Here is a 21,108-nt window from a genome sequence, read left to right as displayed (position 1 = left end):
GAGGGCTTAGTTGAGGTCAGCAAGCATGGCAAGCGCGAGCGCTTCTGCGACTTTAATCCCATCAACACCCGCCGACAAAATACCACCGGCGTAACCCGCGCCTTCACCGGCAGGATATAAACCTCGGGTATTTAAACTCTGCAAATCTTTGCCGCGAGTGACTCGAACGGGCGATGACGTACGAGTTTCAATGCCAGTTAAGATGGCATCGTCGCGATCAAATCCACGAATCTGTTTACCAAATTCTGGTAAGGCTTCGCGGATTGCTTCAATGGCGTAAGCTGGTAGCGACGGGAATAAATCACCGAGTTTCACACCGGGTTTGTACGAAGCCTCAACTTCGCCGAACTTAGTTGACGGTTTGCCACGAATAAAATCGCCAACCAATTGGCCGGGCGCGCAGTAATCTTTGCCACCTAGCTCATAGGCTTTTGATTCAAGTGCCTCTTGCAATTCCACGCCCGCTAGTGGGCCGCCGGGGAAATCTTTCTCAGGGTGAATACCCACGACGATACCGGAGTTGGCGTTGCGCTCGTTACGAGAATATTGGCTCATGCCGTTAGTAACGACTCGCTCTGGCTCTGATGTCGCTGCTACCACAGTGCCGCCAGGGCACATGCAAAAAGAATACACCGCGCGACCATTTTTAGCATGGTGAACCAATTTATAATCGGCAGCGCCTAACTCAGGATGACCTGCGTATTTACCTAAGCGTGCGTTATCAATTAATGATTGTGGGTGTTCAATACGGAAGCCAATGGCAAATGGCTTGGCTTCGATGAAAACATTACGTGCGTGAAGCATACGGAAGCTATCGCGAGCGCTATGACCAAGCGCCAAGATCACATAACGGCTACGAATTACTTCGCCATCGTTTAACACGACGCCTTCAATCCGACCATCTTCAATCAATAAGTCAGTTACTTTTTGCTCAAAACGAACATCACCGCCTAAGGCTTTGATTTCTTCGCGCATGGTGGACACAACGCCCGTTAGACGGAAGGTGCCGATATGCGGTTTGCTGATAAATAAGATTTCTTCTGGTGCACCGGCACGGACGAATTCGTGCATGACTTTGCGACCATAAAACTTGGGATCTTTGATTTGGCTGTAAAGTTTACCGTCGGAGAACAAGCCCGCACCGCCTTCACCAAATTGGACGTTTGATTCTGCGGTGAGTACCTTCTTGCGCCAGAGTGCCCAGGTATCTTTAGTACGTTGGCGCACTTCTTTGCCGCGTTCTAACACGATAGGGTTAAAGCCCATTTGCGCTAGCGTTAGTGCGGCAAACAATCCGCAAGGGCCGAAGCCAACGACTATCGGTCGTTCGGTTAAATTCTCTGGTGCTTGAGCGACGGGATAGTAGCCGGTGTCTGGTGCGACACGAATATGCTGGTCATCCGCGAAGCGCTCTAGTATCTCGGCATCGTTGCGGGTTTCTAGATCAATGATGTAGATGAACTTAATTTCAGTCGATTTTTTTCGCGCATCATAGCTGCGCTTAAATACCGTGAACTGAATAAGATCGGCATCTTCGATGGCTAAACGCTGCAATATGGCGCTACGAATGGCATCGGTAGGATGGTCTAGAGGTAAGGCGAGTTCGTTGATACGAATCATACAAAATCCTGGCCGGTGACTCCGGCAGAGGTTATCAAATAAAGAGTTAGTGGCTGAAGCGCCACTAAGAATGGAGCGTATTGTACCCTTAGCAACTGATGCTGTCAGTTAGAGCCTTGCCGATATGCCTTCTAAATCTGTGCTTTAAGCTGGCTGCAGATCTCTATTCGTGGTTAAACCAAAGAGGGTGGCCATACCCGCGAAAATCTTGCCTGCGCCACTGACTAATACAGCACGAGGCACTTGGTAATCGCTAAGAACCCAGTTGCGAGTCACCTGAATCACGCCACCGATTAAGGCATTGCCAATGACGTCGCCTTCTTCATCGCTCAATTGCCAATCATCAACATAGTGCTTGCTGACTTGTATAGTAAGTTGTGCAAACTTGCCGATGTAGCGGTTATACAGTTGATGCATGTCCTCACTGGCACCATCGGCTTCAAACATGCAAATACGCGCCACGCGAGGATCTTCCATTTCCTGGAAAAAGCTATCCAAGATGGTATCAATGAGTTGTTGCCACTGCTTAGTGCTGGCTTGGCTGGCGATATGTGCCGTCACCCCTTTGAGCGTTTTCTGCATACAGTGTTCGTACACATCCATTAGCAGAGATTCAATAGAGCCACAGCATTCGTAGAAATAACGGTCGGTTAGTTTCGCTTCTTTACAGATGCGGCGCACCGTCACGCTGCGAAAGCCTTCCGTCCCAAAAACATCGATACCGGCGCGTAAGAACTGCTGACGGCGTTGGGCTATGCGCTCTTCTTGGCTCATGCCACCGTAAGTTCTGCCCGTTGTTTGTACTGTAGATTTTGTCATGCGCTAATTTGACAACAGCTGTCGTCAGAAGTAAAGTGACATTGCCTGTCGTCAGATGGGTATAAAAATAACAATATCAGCAGCAGTCTTGGTTCAATTTTGTGCTGATACGTTTTTGAGGCGGTACTCAGGTATGAAAAGTTACAACGTAATTATTATCGGTAGTGGTTTCGGTGGTCAGTGTGCTGCTATTAATCTGCTCAAGCAGGGTATTACGGATTTTATTATTCTTGAGCGCCGCGAGTTCATGGGCGGTACTTGGTGCCAAAACACGTATCCTGGTGCCGCAGTCGACGTTCAATCGGCTTTGTATTCTATTTCTCACGAGCCGTATGACTGGTCGCAAATGTTTGCTGAGCAAAAAGAGCTAAATCAGTACACCAATTACGTTATTGAAAAATACAAATTGCGTGACAAAACACTCACCAATGCCAATGTAAACCGTATTGAGTGGGATGCCGCCAGTCAGCGTTGGCAGATTGAACTTGATGGCAAAGAGCCGTTGGATGCACAATTTGTGATTAATGCCTCAGGCCCGTTGAGCACGCCCGTTATTCCGAATTTTAAAGGCCGTGATTCTTTTCAGGGTAAGAGTTTTCATACGAATAACTGGGATCACGACTACGATTTACGCGGCAAAAAAGTTGCCATCATTGGCAGTGGTGCCAGTGCTGCACAGGTTATTCCTGCGATCGCTCCCGATTGTGAGCATCTCCATGTATTTCAACGTACACCGCATTGGGTAATGCCTCGTGCAGATCGTGTATTTAAACCATGGCAACGGGCGTTATTACGTAATAAAGCTATTTATAAAGCGTTGCGTACCTTTATCTATTGGAGTCTAGAATCGCGTGTTGTTGGATTTAAGTATTCTAAGACCATGCTTAAGTTGGTTGCTCAACGTGAAGCAGAAAAGCATATTAAGCATCAAATTAAAGATGAAGAATTACGCCGTAAGGTGACACCTGATTACACCATTGGCTGTAAGCGTATTATTTTATCGAACACTTTGTATCCCGCTTTTTGTCGCGATAACGTTACTTTGCATAGTAAAGAGCAAGGGATAGAAGAGATCACCGCAACCGGCATTAAGACTCAGGATGGTGAGACGCTGGATCTTGATTTGATTATTTACTCGACGGGTTACGATGCTACAGATGGGGTGATTTCTTACCCTGTTATTGGTCGCGGAGGAAAAGAGCTTGGCGATGTCTGGAGTGAATTCCCGCGCGCATACTTAGGTACAACTGTACCTAATTTTCCAAATCTGTTTGTGGTGACTGGGCCAAATACTGGTATAGGTCATACATCCGCTATCTTTGTGATTGAAGCGCAAATGAATTACATACTATCGGCGATTAAAGCTGTGCGTAATGGTAGTGCTAAAACGATTGAAGTAACGCCTGAAGCTGAAGACAGTTATACCACCCACATTCATAAAGAAATGAATAAAACGGTTTGGCAGTCAGGTGGTTGTAATAGTTGGTATAAAAGTAAAAGCGGGCATGTGATTGCCATGTTTCCGGGCTTTAGCTTCACCTATTTGCGCTGGACGAAAAACTTCCGCAGTGCTGATCACACCATAAATTGAGAGAAATCTATGAAAAACTTTAATAATAAAGTGGCAGCAATTACGGGTGCCGGATCAGGTATCGGGCGTGCGTTAGCTATTAACCTCGCCCAGCAAGGATGTCACTTGGCCTTGAGTGACGTCAGTGAAGCAGGTTTAGCCGAGACGGTTTCTTTATTGAGCCAATATTCGGTAACGGTCACAACGACGAAACTCGATGTTTCAGATAAAGATGCATTTTATGCTTGGGCAGATCAAGTAGTGGCGGATCATGGTCGCGTAAATATGATATTTAATAATGCCGGAGTGGCATTGTCTGGCACTGTTGCTGCGTTAGATATCTCTGATTATGAATGGATCATGAATATTAATTTCTATGGCGTGCTTTACGGTACTAAAGCATTCTTGCCGCACTTGGAACGAAGCGGAGAAGGGCATGTTATTAATATATCCAGTATTTTCGGTTTAGCATCTCAACCTTTAATGAGCGGCTATAACGCGAGTAAATTCGCGGTTCGTGGCTTAACGGAATCGCTGCGCCAAGATTTGGAAAGTACTCAGTCTGTCGTGAGTTCTACTTGTGTTCATCCTGGTGGTATTAAAACGAATATTGCTAAGCAGTCGCGTATGTCTGCTAGTACATCCGAAGTAATGGGATCAGATAACGATAAAACAATTAAAGACTTTGAACGAACCTTCATTACTACTCCCGATAAAGCAGCAAAGACAATTTTAAATGGTGTTAAGAAAAATAAACGTCGAGTATTGATTGGCCCAGATGCTTATGTATTTGATGCTATGGTGCGTTTATTTCCAGCTGGATATCAGTGGATTATTACGAAAGTGGTTAAGCTTCAAGGTAAGTTGAATAAGAAGTCAGCATGAAAGCTTTTGGGTTGCAGTACCTTTAGGACGCTTCGGCGTCCTTTTTTTTAGCCTTTGTAGTGCCAGCTCGGGTACGACATGACGATTGAAAATGTCCGTAACCGACCTGTGCATTTTGGCTATGGCAGTTAAAGTGCATTCATCGAAAGCCAATACATTTAACCATGGTTGTGCTTAGGCTTTACTAGACTGATAGCTCCCATCACTAAGGGCGTTAAAACTGAGGATTCATTATGCAAAATTTTAATAATAAAGTAGCAGCCATTACAGGTGCTGGTTCAGGTATCGGACGCGCGTTAGCTATGAATCTTGCGCAGCAAGGCTGCAATCTAGCGATCAGCGATGTAAGTGAAGCCGGTTTAGCGGACACTGCTGAGATGTTGGGGCGCTACCCAGTTAAAGTGACTATTCAAAAGCTTGATGTATCGGATAAAGAAGCCGTATTTGCTTGGGCAGACCAAGTAGTCGCCGATCACGGTAAAGTCAGCATGGTATTCAATAACGCAGGTGTTGCTCTCGCGGGTACGGTAGCTGCTTTAGAAATCTCAGATTTCGAATGGATTATGAACATCAACTTCTACGGCGTTTTATATGGTGTTAAAGCCTTCTTGCCGCACATGGAACGTGGTGGAGAAGGGCATATCATTAATATCTCTAGCGTATTTGGTTTGGCATCTCAGCCACTAATGAGCGGTTATAATGCCAGTAAGTTCGCAGTGCGTGGCTTGAGTGAATCGTTACGTCAGGATTTAGAGAGCACCGGATCCCCGGTAAGCATGACCTGTATTCATCCTGGTGGTATCAAAACTAACATTGCTAAGTCTTCACGTATGTCATCGAGCACGGCTTCGATTACGGGTACTGATGACAATGATACTGTAGCTAACTTCGAGAAGATGTTTATCACTACTCCTGATAAAGCCGCTAAGACCATTCTTAATGGTGTTAAGAAGAACAAGCGTCGTGTGCTGATTGGGCCGGATGCTCACTTCTTAGATATTATGGTACGTCTATTGCCGACTTCTTATCAGTGGATTTTCACTAAAGTCGTTGGTCTACAGAAGAAGATGAATACGAAAGCCGCGTAAATTCGGTTTCTTTGATTGAAAAGAGCGCTACGGCGCTCTTTTTTATTGGCGTAAAAAAACACCCTAGTAAACGTCATATGAATATTCAACAGTCTGATACATGAGTCTTATTGGCTAATGCCTATGTATTGCCTTAGTCTGGGGTATGGACATTCGCGAGCAATAGGAGTGTATAGCGCATGGCAAGTGCAACACGAATTGAACACGACAGCATGGGGGATCTTGAAGTCCCAGCTCACGCCCTCTACGGAGCGCAAACCCAGCGAGCAATCAACAACTTCAATATCAGCCAGCAGACAATGCCGAGCACGTTTATTCGTGCTTTGTTGCAAGTAAAAATGGCCGCTGCTGAAGCCAATCGTCAGTTGGATCAGCTCGACGTCGAAATTGCGGCGGCTATTCAAAAATCTGCTCAAGGTTTGCTCAATAGTGACGATCTCATGGATCATTTTCCTATTGATATTTTTCAAACGGGCTCCGGCACCAGCACCAATATGAACGCTAATGAAGTGCTAGCGCATCTCGCAGCAACGATGTGCGGGCAAGAGGTGAACGCTAATGATCATGTGAACGCTGGCCAAAGTAGTAACGATGTTATTCCTACCAGTATTCACGTCGCGACATCCATTGGCTTGGCTCACGAGTTATTACCGGCATTGAACCATTTAAAGCAGGTGATGAATGCTAAAGCGGAAAGCTTAAAAGATATTGTAAAAACAGGTCGTACGCATTTAATGGATGCTATGCCTGTGCGTATGGATCAAACCATTTACGCTTGGTCGAACCAAATTCAGCAAAATATACGCAACCTTGAACAGTTACAGCCTGTTGTTCAATCCCTTGCTCAAGGTGGCACCGCGGTGGGCACAGGAATTAACGCACACCCTAATTTCGCCGCATTATTTTGCCAAGTCTTATCGCAGCAAACGGGGCTCGATTTTACCGAGGCGGATAATCGCTTTAGCCAAATCGCAAGCCAAGATACGGCGGTAGCAGTATCGGGTCAGCTAAAAACTTTAGCGGTATCCTTAATGAAAATTGCTAATGATTTACGCTGGATGAACTCTGGTCCGTTAGCTGGGTTAGGCGAAATTGAGCTAGAAGCATTGCAGCCTGGTTCTTCTATCATGCCAGGTAAGGTTAATCCGGTTATTCCCGAAGCCGTGGCTATGGTGGCTGCTCAAGTTATTGGCAATGACACCACCATAACCGTTGCTGGGCAGTCGGGTAATTTTGAACTGAATGTCATGTTGCCATTGATTGCGAGTAATTTACTGCACAGTATTCATTTACTGACTCAAGCCAGCCTAGTGTTAGCGGATAAAGCAATTGCGACTTTTAAGGTGAACGAAGCCCGACTGCAAGAAGCTTTGGCGCGCAATCCAATTTTAGTGACTGCGTTGAATCCGATTATTGGTTACGCCAAAGCGGCAGAAATTGCCAAGCTCGCTTACCGCGAGCAGCGTGCGATTATTGATGTTGCCGAAGAACATACTGATTTGACGCGGGCAGAATTAACCAAACTACTTGATCCCGACCACTTAACTCGGGGTGGCTTAGCTTAAATGCCGATGTTTTGATCTGGTTTGCGCAATAGTGACGAGCTGTATTTACAGCTCGTATACTTTTTTGCAGAAGGCGACACCCGATAATAAAGGATATTTCTGACAGACTTCGAGAGTGCAATAAAACTCATCGATACGTGCTTCGCGCGGAGAAATCATCTCGGGTGTGCCGGTATAACCGTTAGGACACAGTTCGGCAGCGCGGCGTTCCCAGTGAGTACGAAAACGTGCTTCGGTCGTCTCGCGATGAAACATGAGGGCGTAGCGTGCTTCTTGGCGGACTTCAATAATATGAACCCCTGGCGAGACCTCTTTATCAAGGTAGCCGTCTTGGTGAGTGTCTGGACTAACCTGTGCTTTTTGGTATCCCAGTGGAGTACATGCTGCTATCAGCAACAAGGGGAATATTAATAATGGGACGAGCTTAGGCAGCTTCATGCGAAATCACTTATTACAACTATAGAAAAAACAACGCTGTGCCTATTGTGCCGTAATTTCGGCAAAAATACCTCGGGTGAGTGCAGCTAAATCGTTAGCCGCTAGGCCAATTTCCAAACCTCTACGTCCTGCGCTGCAATAAATGGCGGTAAATGCCGTTGCACTCTGGTCAATTACCGTGGGGAGAGCTTTTTTTTGACCAATTGGACTAATACCACCAACGATGTATCCCGTTGTTCGTTCAGCGACCTTAGGGTCGGCCATATCGGCTTTTTTGGCACCCAGCGCTTTCGCGATAGCCTTTAGGCTTAGTTGATGGCTAACCGGTAAAACGGCAACCGCAAGTGAACTTTTATGGCCGCTAAGGCTGACCAGTAAGGTTTTAAAAACTTGCGCAGTGGGTAAATTTAAAACGTTGGCTGCTTCTTCGCCATAGGAAGGCGCATCGGGGTCGTGTTGATATTCTAGAATGTCGTAGCGAATCCCCGCTTTTTTCGCGGCATTAATGGCTGGAGTCATGATGCTATTGGTCGTTAATTATAACGGCTTCGTCATTTATCAGAGCAAAGCGCGGTTGGGCAACACCGTCAATCACAACTTCTTCAGTGAACATAGCATAGGGTCTTACCCAGTGGCTAAAATCACCGTAGAGCGTACGATAATGCACCAACCACTCTTCGGTTTCACTGTGGCGCACTAAACCGAAAACTTCGTAATCGCTACCTTTGTAGTGACGGTAGCGACCACTTGTTATACTAGGCGTTGTCGTTAGATCTTTGTTCATTTTTACTATTTTTCTGTAATGGCAAAGCGAACTTGCACACTCTGTTCGATATCTTGTTTTTGAATCAACATTTCTGATCCAACTGACGAATCTTCCATTTTTGCACTGCGCATTTGCGCCATCATCACAACCGGCTGAGGATTGTAGCCGCCTTGCTCTTGAATAAACTGCACTGCGCCTAGGCTGTTATCTAACGTGGTGGCCATAAAATTCGCTTTGTCGCGTGCATCGAGTAGTGCAAGTTTGGTGGCCTTACGCTGTAAGCTTGGTAGGTCATTAAAACGCAGATTAGTATTTTGAATTTGAATACGGCCATCTTCCATTAAGCGGTGTACTAAACGGCCGTAATCATCAAGATTGCGCAGTGTAATCGTCACGCGGCGGGTGACTTGTTCGCCGGTGTATTTGCGTGTGCTGCTATCGCGTTGCCATTCGTACATCGGTTGATTACTAATGTGCGCTGCGTCGATGTCATCTTTACTAATATTTAAATCAGATCGCACTTTCAATACTTGCTGGAACACGGACTCAACGCTGTCGCGGGCTTCGGCTAATGTTTTCTTGGTATCACTAAGAGAAATATACAGCTGCAAATAATCGGGCATGACTTCGATTTTTCCGTAACCACTGACGTCGATAAAAGGTTCATCGGCCCAGCTAGGGAAAATAATAAGTAGGGCAATAATAAACGCAGATAATTGTTTCACAGGTTCAATCTCCTTCGTGTTTTATACGCACATGTCGTCTAGTTTATCGTTTTATAACTGTGACGAGTTATTCATGGCGGCTAATTGTTCTGGTGTTGCTTCTTGTTGGTATTGCGCCTTCCAAACATCATATGGCATACCATAAATAATCTCGCGCGCAGCATCATAAGTGAGTGCTTCTCCGCCTTCGGCAGCCGCTGACGTGTACCACTTCGCTAAGCAATTACGGCAAAATCCTGCGAGATTCATTAAATCAATGTTTTGCACGTCTTTGCGTTCGTCTAGATGTTTCAATAATCGGCGAAATGCCGCAGCTTCGATTTCGGTTTTGGTCATGGCGTGTCCTGTATAGCAGTAAATTTTGACCACTAGGTTTCGACCTTAGTGCATCAGAATGGTTGCGAAGTTAGCGGTTTAATAATATCGATGCTTAAAAGTGTTGGTAACCACTGGTCGCCAATTCGAGAGGCTCTCCATTGTGGCATAACTCAACTTTAGCAGCACCGCCTTTAACGCTACCAATACGCAGGCATTGATCTAAGCCAACGGTGGTGGCGAAGGCTTCAATACGACTGCGGTATTCTGGTGGTGCGGTAAACAGCAATTGGTAGTCATCTCCGCCGGTCAGGCAACGACACCAGTTACAGTGACTCATTGGCACTACCGTTGGAATCCATGCCGCCTCTATGTGCATAGTGACATTAGATTGTTTTGCGATATGTGTAGCATCCTGTAATAGCCCATCGGATATATCTAGGCAGGCAGACGCCACGGTTAACAGTAATTGTCCAAAGGCGATGTGCACTTGCGGATGGTAATACGCCTGAGTGAATTCGGTTTGACGAGCGGGCTCGTTGATCACAGTATCCAACGCCAGCGTCGCCGCACCTAGGTTACCGGTGAGCCAAATATCATCACCGGCTTCTGCTCCAGAACGAATAAGGCGTTCATTCTGTGGTAGTAAACCTTGCACAGCGATAGTGATTACGGTGGTTGGTCCGGATGTGGTGTCTCCACCTAACAGTCCAATCCCTAACTCATGTGCCGTTTGCCTCAAACCATGGGCGAAATCCGCTAGCCATTCTTCGTCGGCGTTAGGCAAGGTTAATGCTAAATGAAAACCCTGAGGCCATGCCCCCATCGCGGCTAAGTCACTAACGGCACAACGCAGAGCGCGGCCAGCAATTAAATGGGCGGGAGCTTTAGCTGGAAAGTGAACATCGGCCACTTGGGTATCGATGCTTTGCGCTAAATCCATATCTGCAGGTAAGGCGATAACGGAGGCATCATCGCCATTTCCCAAGCGAATATTCTCACATTGAGGATATCCATCGGCAAAGTAACGCCGGATTAGATCGAACTCGCCTCTGTGCTCGCTCATGATCGCTCCGGCAGCGGATTAACCGCGAGGACCTTTGATTTCGACCATACGTTCGCGCTGTGCCAAACGATCAAGCACACCATTCACGTATTTATGGCCATCGGTAGCGCCGAAGGTTTTTGCTAGCTCGACGGCTTCGTTGATAACGACCTTGTAAGGTACGTCTAAACGATGGGCCATTTCGTAGGCTGCTAAACGCAAAATGGCGAGTTCAACCGGTGTCATTTCATCAATACGGCGATCTAAGAAAGGTGCAAATTTTTCATCAAGACGTCCTTTCTCGCGCGGCACTCCATGCAAAATATCGCTGAAATATTCTAAATCCACGTTACTCATATCGTTATCTGTGCGAAATTCCGCTTCGATTTGAGTTAGGTTTGCACCCCCCACTTGCCATTGATACAAGGCTTGGACGGCGAAGCGACGCGCTTTGCGACGGGCAGCAGGGCTCGCTTTTTGAGTGCCAGAAATGCGTGACATCGAAATTAAGCCTCCATGGCTTTAAGTAGAGCAACCATCTCAAAGGCAGACATGGCAGCCTCTTCGCCTTTATTGCCTGCTTTTGTGCCAGAGCGTTCGATTGCTTGTTCGATGGTATCAACGGTTAACACACCGAAGGCCACGGGAATGTCGTACTGCATGGCGACTGAAGACAAGCCTTTTACACATTCACCAGCGACGTATTCGAAATGTGGTGTGCCGCCACGAATAACCGCACCTAATGCGATGATCGCATCGTATTTGGCACTGGCAGCGGCTTTTTTAACCACTAATGGAATTTCAACCGCCCCCGGAGCACGAATGATAGTGATATTGTCTTTATCGACGCCGTGACGTAACAAAGAATCAACCGCACCTTCCAACAAGCTTTCAACAACGAAAGCATTCCAGCGGCCAACAACAATGGCGTAACGGCCATCGTTCGGGGTGAGGTTTCCTTCAATCGTCTTAATATGTTTCATAGTCTTATCTCTAAACTTATTCGCAAAAAGGGATGTATTCGGTGATTTCTAGATCAAAGCCAGAAATCCCGCTGTATTTCATTTCGGAGCTGAGCAGACGCATTTTCTTAATGCCTAGCTCGCGTAATATTTGGGAGCCAGTACCTATGGTTAAAAAGGCGCCTGAGCTATCGGTATTAGGACTACGTACTGGGCGGGCGCGACCAAAGAAGGCATCAAGATTATCGTTAACATCTTCTTTTTGATCAGCAGATAACAACACCAATACACCTTTGCCTTCTTCGGCAATGCGTTTTAACGCTTGGGTGGACGACCAACTTGGTGAGTCAGGGGTGCGTAAACCTAGAACATCGCGAATCAGATTATTAGTTTGTACGCGCACGAGTGTCGGTTCGTTGTGCGATACCGTGCCTAAGCTCAATGCTAAATGAGTTTCACCTAAAATCGTGTCGCGGAAGGTGTGCAAAGTAAAATCACCAAATTCGGTGTGCACTGTGTCTTGGGATAAACACTCAACGGTTTTTTCGTTGGCCATGCGGTAGTGAATTAAATCGGCAATCGTACCGATTTTAAGACCGTGCTTTTCCGCAAAAATTTCTAAATCAGGGCGACGAGCCATAGTGCCATCGGCATTCATGACTTCAACAATCGCGGATGATGGCAGTAGCCCTGCTAGACGTGCTAAATCACAGCCCGCTTCGGTATGACCGGCGCGGCTTAATACACCGCCAGGACGTGCACGTAATGGGAAAATATGCCCTGGCTGCACTATGTCTTCAGGCTTGCTGTAAGAGTCGACAGCCACGCGAATGGTGCGGGCGCGGTCTGCAGCAGAAATACCTGTGGTAACACCTTCGGCGGCTTCAATAGAGACAGTAAATGGTGTGGAAAAACGCGCACCATTGCCAGCAACCATTGAGGGTAAGCCTAAGTAGTCACAGCGATCACCGGTTAGGGTTAAGCAGATTAATCCGCGTGCTTCGGTGGCCATAAAATTAATAATTTCAGGCGTTACTTTTTCGGCGGCCACAATAATGTCGCCTTCGTTTTCGCGATCTTCGTCATCCATAAGAATGACCATTTTTCCGGCGCGAATGTCGGCAATAATGTCTTCGATTTTATTCAGTGGCATAGCTGCTCACCCTATCTACAATGTCTATGTTGATCGTGGCGATGTACTCACGACCGTGACGAAATTATTTCCAAAAACCATTTTCAGCTAAAAAGCTGGGCGTAATCGCGCTACTTGCTGTTTTGCTACCTGTGAGTAATTGCTCTAAGTAACGAGCAATGACATCGACTTCCAAGTGAACATGATGACCAGGTTGTAAATCGCACAAAGTCGTTTGCTCAGCGGTATGCGGCACGATATTGAGACTAAACCCTGTGGCCGTTAAGGCATTGGTTGTTAGACTCACGCCATCAACCGTAATAGACCCTTTTGCGGCAATATAGCGGCACAGGTCTGCTGGTGCCTCGATATCAAAGCGCACAGAGCGAGCATCAGCCTTGCGGCTCTGTACTCGGCCTACGCCGTCGACGTGACCACTGACAATGTGTCCGCCCATACGTGTAGTCGGCATCATGGCTTTTTCTAAATTCAGCTTATCACCCATCTGCCATTGAGCAATTCGGGTGTGTGCAATAGATTCGCGCGAAACATCTGCTTCAAAACCATCACCATGCAAAGTAACGACTGTTAGGCAAACGCCATTGGTAGCGATGCTGTCACCTAACTTAACATCGCTAAGGTCCAATGATTGGGTTGCTACCCGTAAGCGGATATCCCCTTGTTGTTGCGTTACATTGGCTACATAGCCAACCGCTTCAATGATTCCGGTAAACACGTTACAGACCTTTCGTTACGCTTCTTTTGCTACTGGGAGTTTGACGGGGCGCAAGGTGAGACGTAAATCATCTCCTACTTGGCGCGAGTCCTGCCAATGCCAGCGTATTTGTTCTTTCATGCTATCTAACGGTAAGGATAGCAGCGGCCGAGCATTGCTCCCCAATAGGGTGGGGGCACAATATAAAATCAGCTCATCGACTAATCCGGCAGCGACAAATGCCCCCGCAAGTGCAGCGCCAGATTCAACTAATACTTCGTTGCATCCGCGCTCGCCAAGTTCCTGTAAGAGAGCGTAAAGATCGACTTTGCCTTTACTCTCTCCGCTCCAGTAAGCCAGTTTTCCTAACTTTTCGTCGCGGGTAATGGGATCGGCGCTAATCTTGCGAGTGGCAATTAATACATCACCTTTCTGGGCAAATAATTTAGCATCGCCACCAATACGATTGCGCCCGTCGATGACAACGCGCAATGGCTGACGCCATAGGTGCTCTTCGAGTTCTATCCCTGTTTCTTCTGGGCGCACTGTCATCGCTGGGTTATCCAGCAGAATGCTGTCTGCACCCGTGATAACCGCGCAGCTGCGTGCGCGTAAGCGTTGTACGTCACGACGTGCTGCAGGGCCAGTAATCCATTGGCTTTCACCGGATGCCATTGCGGTACGACCATCTAGGCTTTGCGCTAATTTGACGCGAACCCAAGGTAGGCCGGTACGCATGCGCTTCATAAAACCGGCATTGAGTGCCTCGGCTTCGGCTTGCAAACAGTGTTCGGTAACCTCGATATCCGCATCACGCAGCATGTCGTAACCACGACCAGATACTAATGGGTTGGGGTCGCGAGTAGCGCCGATGACTTCGGCAATGCCGGCCTCAATGAGGCCTTGTGCGCATGGGGCTGTGCGTCCTGTGTGCGCGCAAGGCTCTAAGGTAACGTAAGCGGTAGCGCCTTTAGCCATATCACCAGCATCTTGTAGGGCGTGTACTTCGGCATGGGGACCACCGGCTTTTTTGTGCCAGCCTTCACCAACAATGACGCCTTCACGCACGATGACGCAGCCAACTCTGGGGTTGGGGCTAGTGCTGTATAAACCGAGTTTGGCCAGCTGTAGCGCTCGGGCCATATAGTATTCATGATTCATTGCGTGCTGTCCTCATCGTGACTGGATGGCGACAAACGCTCAATTTCAGCGCGGAATTCGTCGAGGTCTTTGAAACTACGGTAAACAGAGGCGAAACGAACATAGGCAACTTGGTCTAGTTGACGAAGTTCTGCCATTACACGCTCACCAAGAACGCGACTATTGATTTCACGTTCACCCATGGCGCGCAGTTTATGTTTGATGCGTACGATAGCGGCTTCCACGTCCTCAACGCTAACAGGGCGTTTCTCCAGCGCGCGCTGAATACCTGAGCGTAGTTTTTCTTCGTGGAAAGGTTCTCGGGTGCCGTCGTGTTTGATAATACGAGGCATAACTAATTCGGCAGTTTCGAACGTGGTGTAACGTTCACCACACTGTATGCATTCCCGGCGTCGGCGCACTTGCTCACCATCGGCAACCAGACGGGAGTCGATGACTTTGGTTTCTGGATGGGCGCAAAAAGGACAATGCATACGTTAAAGAGCGTTCCGAATAAGGGAAATAGGCGATTCAGCCAGAGCGCGCATGGTACTCCGGCTGGGCGTTTCAGGCAAGTAACGGGCCGTTATCAAACACGAATATCAGCCATAAAAAAGGCCGCTCGAGGCGGCCCAAAGTGTGAAGCAATCGAACAATCAAGCAGCAGCGGTGGACTTCGCTGCGCGAGATGGGTTTTTGATCTGGTCAGCAAGCATTCCGCCTTCGTCCAGCATCTTATGGCGCCACTCATCAAGTAGTGCCACTGTGTCGTGATCGTTCGGGTGGAAGCCCGGACGGAAGAAATCAAGATACTTACCAGCAAGTTGTGGGAATAAACCTTTCCAACCCCACAAGAAGGTGATGCCTTTCCAGTTGTCCTTGAACTTAAATAAGCTCTTATCTGCCCAAAGCAGGCGAGCATGGTTGACCCCTACAATTGCAAAAAACAAGACTGTAGTAATCAGCATCACGAACGTACGCAAGAAATAACCGCCACCGGCTAACTGGTATACGTCGTAGGCAACAATTTTATGCTCGTTTTCTTCTAGTGCATGCCACATCCAAAGCTTTAATGCTTCAGGGTCTTTAATCATTTGCTGGTGGCGCTCATCGCGTAGTAGCTGTTCTGCCAAAATAGCTGTGTAGTGTTCCAGAGCAACGGTCGCCGCTAATTGCATCTTCTTCGGCACGACCTTACGAACGAAGCGCAGCATGACGCCTAATTCTTTATCAAGCTTATCGGCTGGAAAACCATGCTTGGCGGCCATGTTGTTGAAGGCTTCATGTTCTTTGCTGTGCATCGCTTCTTGCCCAATAAACCCAGATACCTGAGCTTTAAGAAGTGGGTCTTTGATGATGCCACGGTAGTTTTTAACTGAGTCTACGAAGAAGGTTTCGCCTTCTGGGAACAGCGAAGATAGCGTGGTCCAGAATGTTGTTAAAAAGGCGCTGTTACCATACCAGTAACGATTCGTTTCTTCCGAGAACTCAAAGTCCATACGGCGTGGTGGAATACCCGCACGCTCGCCTGCAGTCATACGGACATTGCCAGTGTTTGTATCGGCTAATGTTGCTTGTGTCATATGAGAGTCCTGCTGTGTTTTGTTGTTTGTTTAAGTCACGAAACTATTAAACGCGGTGTTCGTCACTGATGAAAGGTAGCTCTCCGCCAAATTTATTTTGCTGATTGGGGTTAAAAACAGACAGGTGTTATGGTCATTTGGCGACCTTGTACCTAAATTGCCAAAATGAATTGTAGGACAAGGGTAGATGAGCGATTTTATATCAATATTCGGTAAATTTTATGGGGGTTAAGTTACGCCGAAGGGGTTTTAAGCTGCCATAGGTGTGTTATATGTGCCAAAAGATATGTGTATATGCGTCACGCTTGGCTGTCTATATAAAAAAAAGAGGCCAACGAATTGGCCTCTTTTTAGTGCTGCTTAGTATGCTGAGGTGATATTAAACTGCAGCTGCAGGGCGTGCCTTGCTTGGATTTTTGATTTGATCCGCCAACATACCGCCTTCATCCAACATACGGTGACGCCAATCATCTAATAGCGCTTCAGTATCATGGTCATTCGGGTGGAAACTCGGGCGGTAAAAATCAAAGTACTGGCTAGCCAAGCGTGGGAATAAGCCATTAAAGCCCCATAGAAACTTCAGACCTTTCCAGTTTTCTTTAAAGTTGAACAAGCTTTTGTCTGCCCATAGCAGGCGGATATGGCCAGTGCCAACAACGGTGAAAAAGATCACGGTTGCAATGAACATAACAAAAACGCGCTCAGCGTAATTACCGCCGGCTAATTTATACACGTCGTAGGCAACGATTTTGTGTTCGTTTTCCTCTAGGGCATGCCACATCCACAACTTTAATGCTTCTTTGTCTTTGAACATTTCTTGGTGACGTTCATCGCGCAAAAGCTGTTCCGCTAGAATGGCGGTGTAGTGTTCTAGAGCTACGGTTGCTGCAAGTTGCATACGCTTAGGGATAACTTTGCGAATGACCTTAAATAACCAGCCCAGCTCTTTATCGAGCTTTTCTGTTGGAAAGCCATGCTTGCTGGCCATACCGTTGAACGCTTCATGTTCCTTACTGTGCATCGCTTCTTGCCCTATGAAGCCAGATACTTGGTCTTTTAGTGCTTGCTCAGTAATGATGTGACGGTAGTTTTTTACCGAATCAACGAAGAAGGTTTCGCCTTCTGGAAATAGCGCTGACAGTGTTGTCCAAAACGTCGTTAAAAAGGCGTTATCGCCATACCAGTAACGGGTAGTTTCATCGGTGAACTCGAAGTCCATGCGACGCGGGGGAATGCCTGCTCGCTCGCCGGCTGTCATACGGACAGTGCCTGTGTTGGTGTCGGCTAAAGTTGCATTTGTCATATGAGAGTCCTGCTGTGTTTTGTTGTTTGTTTACTTCACTCCATTATTAGACGCCGTCCATGACTATCTCTAAAGGTAGCAGTCCGCCAATTTTTTTCTGTGCTTGGAGTCATAATATGTCACGTCAGGATTATTTGTGGCGTACTAAGACTGAAAATATCAAAATTCTTGTACTACAAAGCAACAATCGGTGTTTTTTCGTCAAATACGGGTATGAGGGTGAAATTTCTGCGGGGTGAGGTGGGGTTTTAATCTGCCACGGATGTGCAGAGTGTGCCAAACCTTGGGCTTAAAATGCCAAAGTTTTTCTAATGTTTTGCTTAGAGGGCCAGAACTAGCCCTCTAAGTTATGCGTGAAATTTGCTTATGCCGCTTGAGTGTTGGCTGCTTTGCTTGGGTTTTTGATCTGGTTGGCGAGGATGCCACCTTGATCAAGCATGCGGTGACGCCAATCATCCAGTAGTTGCACGGTATCGTGGTCATTCGGGTGGAATCCTGGACGGAAGAAGTCTAGATACTTAAACAGCAAACGCGGGAATAGACCTTTCCAACCCCACAAGGCCCACATGCCCTTTAAGTTGTCTTTCAGATTGAATAGGGAGCCATTTGCCCATAACAGACGGATATGACCTTGGCCAACGAAGATAATAAAACCGAGCGTCGCCAGTATCATTGCCGTTGCGCGAGTGAAATAACCGCCGCCAATTAACTCGTACACATCATAAGCAACTGCTTTGTGTTCGTTCTCTTCTAATGCATGCCACATCCACAGCTTCAAGGCTTCAGGATCTTGGATGTTCTCTTGATGTTGTTTATCACGCAATAATTGCTCGGCCAAAATCGCCGTATAGTGTTCAAGCGCTACCGTCGTTGCTAGCTGCATTTTTTTCGGAAATATTTTTTTCGTTAAACCTAGCAAGCCCCAAAGTTCTTTATCTAATTGCAGAGTTGGTAGGCCGTGCTTGGCGCCCATGTCATTAAATGCTTGGTGCTCTTTTGTGTGCATAGCTTCTTGACCGATGAAGCCTGAAATGGCGTCTTTTAATGTTTGCTCGGTGACACGGTCACGGTAATTTTTAACAGAGTCGATAAAGAAGGTTTCACCGGCTGGAAAAAGCGCAGATAGGGTTGTCCAGAAAGTGGTTAAAAATGCGTTGTCGGCATACCAATAACGCTTTGTATCGTCTGCAAATTGGAAATCCATGCGACGTGGCGGAATGCCCGCTCGTTCACCAGCGGTCATGCGTACCGAATCGTTGTTTGCATTAGCGGCCTGAGTCATCGCAATTACCTCTTATTGTTTTGGGTGTTGCCGAATTGTGTGTTTGTAAGACCATTTAACGCGCAGGAAAGGGAGGTTTGAAGGTAGGAATTAGCCATTATTTGTCACCATGGAATAGGCAAGGTAAGGCTATACGGCGCTTCCATCATCTAGGTTTCGGATAATGGGTCGAATAAAATGAGCGAGATCAATAAACCGATAAGTATTCGTTAACCGGGCTAGGGTTAACTACGGCCACACGGTATGTGAAAGGTGCCAAATATAGGCACCAGACACGCCACTTAGTGGCGCTTAGGCATTGCTAGTATCAGTGTTTTCTAGAGTTAGAGCGTTCACCAATGGGTCGAGCAGGTAGTTGAGTGAATCGACGCCTGCGCGATAATCGGCGATGCGTCCCCAGTGTTCAAACTGCCCAAGCGCATAACTTTGGGTAATGTCATTAAAATACACACAATGACGACCAAAGGTCGCGAGTACCCAAAAACCGCAACATTCGTCGCCCCATGGATGTTGCTGCCATAATTCTGGGTTTGGTAAATGTATTAATTTCCACAGGTTGTGTGCGTCGGCTTCGAGAGATGTGACCTCAAGCGCAATTTGTTGAATAAGCTGGGTTTCGGTAACAGGGGTCCATGACTGATTCATACGTGTCCACTCATAGTGTCGGTTCGAAAAAGATCATATGACAAGAGTGTGACAGCATCGTGACAGGGGTTAATGCCGATTAAAGTGGCGTGAATAACAAGTATAAAAAAACCGGCCATTGGCCGGTTTTTTTATATCAGACGTTGCTTATTTGTAAACAGGGAACTGTTCACAAAGGGCAACAACTTTAGCTTTTACAGCCGCTTCTGCCGCTTCAGATGTGCCGTTTTCTAGGCCATCTAACACGTCGCAAATCCAACCCGCTAATTCAGTTGCCTGCGCTTCTTTGAAGCCACGGCTAGTGATCGCAGGGCTACCGATACGCAAACCAGAGGTCACGAATGGTGAGCGTGGATCGTTTGGTACTGAGTTTTTGTTCACAGTAATGTTAGCGCGACCCAATGCCGCATCAGCATCTTTACCTGTGTATTCTTTGCCGATTAAATCAACTAAGAATAAGTGATCATCAGTACCGCCAGAAACAACTTTGATACCACGGCTGATAAAGGTTTCAGCCATCGCTTGGGCATTTTTCACCACTTGCGCTTGGTAGGTTTTGTACTCATCCGACATGGCTTCTTTGAAACACACCGCTTTGGCAGCGATCACGTGCATTAATGGACCGCCTTGTGATTCTGGGAATACCGCAAAGTTAAACTTTTTGTTTAGCTCTTCGTTGTCGTTAGCCAGAATCAAACCGCCGCGTGGACCACGTAAGGTTTTGTGAGTCGTTGTCGTAACTACGTCAGCAATGCCAACTGGGCTTGGGTATACGCCAGCAGCAATAAGACCGGCAACGTGTGCCATATCAACAAATAAGTAAGCACCTACTTGATCAGCAATTTCACGGAAACGCTGCCAATCGACAACGCGTGAGTATGCAGAGAAGCCTGCTACGATCATTTTTGGCTTGTGTTCAAGTGCTAGACGCTCAACTTCTGCGTAATCGATCTCGCCCGTCTCTGGGTTCAAACCGTACTGAATTGCGTTATAAACACGGCCAGAGAAAGATACTGAAGCACCGTGAGTCAAGTGACCACCGTGTGCCAAGCTCATACCTAAAATGGTGTCGCCTGGTTGGCAAAGTGCAAAGTAAACCGCAGCGTTTGCTTGTGAACCAGAATGTGGTTGTACGTTAGCGTAACCCGCGCCAAATAATTCTTTGGCACGGTCGATTGCTAATTGCTCGATCACGTCAACGTGCTCACAACCGCCATAGTAACGCTTGCCCGGATAACCTTCGGCGTACTTGTTGGTTAGTTGTGAACCCTGAGCTTCCATGACGCGTGGGCTAGTGTAGTTTTCGGATGCGATCAGCTCAATGTGGTGCTCTTGACGAGCGTCTTCGGCTTTCATCGCCGCCCACAGATCAGGGTCGAAATCCGCTATGTTCATATCACGGCTAAACATCAGGGTGTCCTCACGTAGACAGGTAGTAATCTGAAAGGCGGCATTCTAACGCAAACTGCGGCTCGTGGCACTTGAGGATGGATCACAATCATTATGATCT

The 21,108-nt window shown here is 47.1% G+C and carries 23 protein-coding genes; 4 read left to right on the top strand and 19 right to left on the bottom strand.

Annotated features, from left to right (window positions below; translation table 11 throughout):
* Positions 1-6 precede the first annotated feature (6 nt).
* Entirely contained in the window at positions 7-1,620 is a 1,614-nt protein-coding gene (locus tag TOL_RS15240) for an NAD(P)/FAD-dependent oxidoreductase (RefSeq protein WP_015488263.1), read from the bottom strand.
* A 144-nt stretch (positions 1,621-1,764) separates the two neighbouring features.
* Positions 1,765-2,439, bottom strand: coding sequence for a TetR/AcrR family transcriptional regulator (locus TOL_RS15235; RefSeq protein ID WP_015488262.1), 675 nt, complete (start codon positions 2,437-2,439; stop codon positions 1,765-1,767).
* Positions 2,440-2,572: 133 nt separating this feature from the next.
* On the opposite strand from TOL_RS15235, the gene TOL_RS15230 reads away from it, so the two are divergent.
* The 4 genes from TOL_RS15230 (at position 2,573) to TOL_RS15215 (ending at position 7,547) form a co-directional block, all read left to right on the top strand.
* Complete coding sequence (locus tag TOL_RS15230) at positions 2,573-4,030, top strand: flavin-containing monooxygenase (protein WP_015488261.1); 1,458 nt, start codon at positions 2,573-2,575, stop codon at positions 4,028-4,030.
* Between the two features lie 9 nt (positions 4,031-4,039).
* Positions 4,040-4,894: an SDR family NAD(P)-dependent oxidoreductase gene (locus tag TOL_RS15225; protein WP_015488260.1), complete on the top strand. Its 855-nt coding sequence runs from the start codon at positions 4,040-4,042 to the stop codon at positions 4,892-4,894.
* Between the two features lie 233 nt (positions 4,895-5,127).
* Complete coding sequence (locus TOL_RS15220; RefSeq protein ID WP_015488259.1) at positions 5,128-5,982, top strand: SDR family NAD(P)-dependent oxidoreductase; 855 nt, start codon at positions 5,128-5,130, stop codon at positions 5,980-5,982.
* 179 nt (positions 5,983-6,161) lie between these two features.
* Entirely contained in the window at positions 6,162-7,547 is a 1,386-nt protein-coding gene (locus tag TOL_RS15215) for a class II fumarate hydratase (RefSeq protein WP_015488258.1), read from the top strand.
* A gap of 45 nt (positions 7,548-7,592) precedes the next feature.
* On the opposite strand, the gene TOL_RS15210 is transcribed toward TOL_RS15215, so the two are convergent.
* The 17 genes from TOL_RS15210 to glyA all read right to left on the bottom strand — a co-directional run bounded on the left by TOL_RS15210 (position 7,593) and on the right by glyA (position 21,008).
* On the bottom strand, positions 7,593-7,985 hold the full coding sequence (locus TOL_RS15210) for a hypothetical protein (protein WP_015488257.1): 393 nt from the start codon (positions 7,983-7,985) through the stop codon (positions 7,593-7,595).
* A gap of 42 nt (positions 7,986-8,027) precedes the next feature.
* A complete protein-coding gene (gene ybaK / locus TOL_RS15205; protein ID WP_015488256.1) occupies positions 8,028-8,504 on the bottom strand; it encodes a Cys-tRNA(Pro) deacylase in 477 nt (158 codons plus the stop codon).
* A gap of 4 nt (positions 8,505-8,508) precedes the next feature.
* Positions 8,509-8,769 (bottom strand): DUF1653 domain-containing protein, encoded by a 261-nt coding sequence (locus TOL_RS15200; RefSeq protein WP_015488255.1) that lies wholly within the window; start codon positions 8,767-8,769, stop codon positions 8,509-8,511.
* A gap of 5 nt (positions 8,770-8,774) precedes the next feature.
* Positions 8,775-9,476: an SIMPL domain-containing protein gene (locus TOL_RS15195; protein ID WP_015488254.1), complete on the bottom strand. Its 702-nt coding sequence runs from the start codon at positions 9,474-9,476 to the stop codon at positions 8,775-8,777.
* A gap of 51 nt (positions 9,477-9,527) precedes the next feature.
* A complete protein-coding gene (locus TOL_RS15190; protein WP_015488253.1) occupies positions 9,528-9,812 on the bottom strand; it encodes a DUF1244 domain-containing protein in 285 nt (94 codons plus the stop codon).
* A gap of 94 nt (positions 9,813-9,906) precedes the next feature.
* Positions 9,907-10,857, bottom strand: coding sequence for a thiamine-phosphate kinase (gene thiL / locus TOL_RS15185; RefSeq protein ID WP_015488252.1), 951 nt, complete (start codon positions 10,855-10,857; stop codon positions 9,907-9,909).
* 18 nt (positions 10,858-10,875) lie between these two features.
* Complete coding sequence (nusB, locus tag TOL_RS15180; protein ID WP_015488251.1) at positions 10,876-11,337, bottom strand: transcription antitermination factor NusB; 462 nt, start codon at positions 11,335-11,337, stop codon at positions 10,876-10,878.
* A gap of 5 nt (positions 11,338-11,342) precedes the next feature.
* Positions 11,343-11,819 (bottom strand): 6,7-dimethyl-8-ribityllumazine synthase, encoded by a 477-nt coding sequence (ribH, locus tag TOL_RS15175; RefSeq protein WP_015488250.1) that lies wholly within the window; start codon positions 11,817-11,819, stop codon positions 11,343-11,345.
* A 16-nt stretch (positions 11,820-11,835) separates the two neighbouring features.
* A complete protein-coding gene (ribBA, locus tag TOL_RS15170; protein ID WP_015488249.1) occupies positions 11,836-12,951 on the bottom strand; it encodes a bifunctional 3,4-dihydroxy-2-butanone-4-phosphate synthase/GTP cyclohydrolase II in 1,116 nt (371 codons plus the stop codon).
* A 64-nt stretch (positions 12,952-13,015) separates the two neighbouring features.
* Entirely contained in the window at positions 13,016-13,666 is a 651-nt protein-coding gene (locus tag TOL_RS15165) for a riboflavin synthase (RefSeq protein ID WP_015488248.1), read from the bottom strand.
* Between the two features lie 15 nt (positions 13,667-13,681).
* Complete coding sequence (gene ribD / locus TOL_RS15160; RefSeq protein WP_015488247.1) at positions 13,682-14,806, bottom strand: bifunctional diaminohydroxyphosphoribosylaminopyrimidine deaminase/5-amino-6-(5-phosphoribosylamino)uracil reductase RibD; 1,125 nt, start codon at positions 14,804-14,806, stop codon at positions 13,682-13,684.
* Positions 14,803-15,279, bottom strand: coding sequence for a transcriptional regulator NrdR (nrdR, locus tag TOL_RS15155; RefSeq protein WP_015488246.1), 477 nt, complete (start codon positions 15,277-15,279; stop codon positions 14,803-14,805). Before nrdR ends, ribD begins: the two co-directional genes overlap by 4 nt.
* Before the next feature lie 162 nt (positions 15,280-15,441).
* On the bottom strand, positions 15,442-16,368 hold the full coding sequence (locus TOL_RS15150) for a metal-dependent hydrolase (RefSeq protein ID WP_015488245.1): 927 nt from the start codon (positions 16,366-16,368) through the stop codon (positions 15,442-15,444).
* A 379-nt stretch (positions 16,369-16,747) separates the two neighbouring features.
* Entirely contained in the window at positions 16,748-17,671 is a 924-nt protein-coding gene (locus TOL_RS15145) for a metal-dependent hydrolase (RefSeq protein WP_015488244.1), read from the bottom strand.
* A 364-nt stretch (positions 17,672-18,035) separates the two neighbouring features.
* Entirely contained in the window at positions 18,036-18,953 is a 918-nt protein-coding gene (locus TOL_RS15140; protein ID WP_015488242.1) for a metal-dependent hydrolase, read from the bottom strand.
* A gap of 291 nt (positions 18,954-19,244) precedes the next feature.
* The gene (locus TOL_RS18530; protein ID WP_015488241.1) at positions 19,245-19,598 is read right to left on the bottom strand and encodes a hypothetical protein; all 354 of its coding nucleotides are present in this window, start codon (positions 19,596-19,598) and stop codon (positions 19,245-19,247) included.
* 147 nt (positions 19,599-19,745) lie between these two features.
* Positions 19,746-21,008: a serine hydroxymethyltransferase gene (gene glyA, locus TOL_RS15130; RefSeq protein WP_015488240.1), complete on the bottom strand. Its 1,263-nt coding sequence runs from the start codon at positions 21,006-21,008 to the stop codon at positions 19,746-19,748.
* Positions 21,009-21,108 lie beyond the last annotated feature (100 nt).

The organism is Thalassolituus oleivorans MIL-1, from assembly GCF_000355675.1.
GTDB lineage: Bacteria > Pseudomonadota > Gammaproteobacteria > Pseudomonadales > Oceanobacteraceae > Thalassolituus > Thalassolituus oleivorans.
The sequence above is the reverse complement of the archived record's forward strand: the minus strand, read 5'-3'. Positions and strand labels throughout refer to the sequence as shown.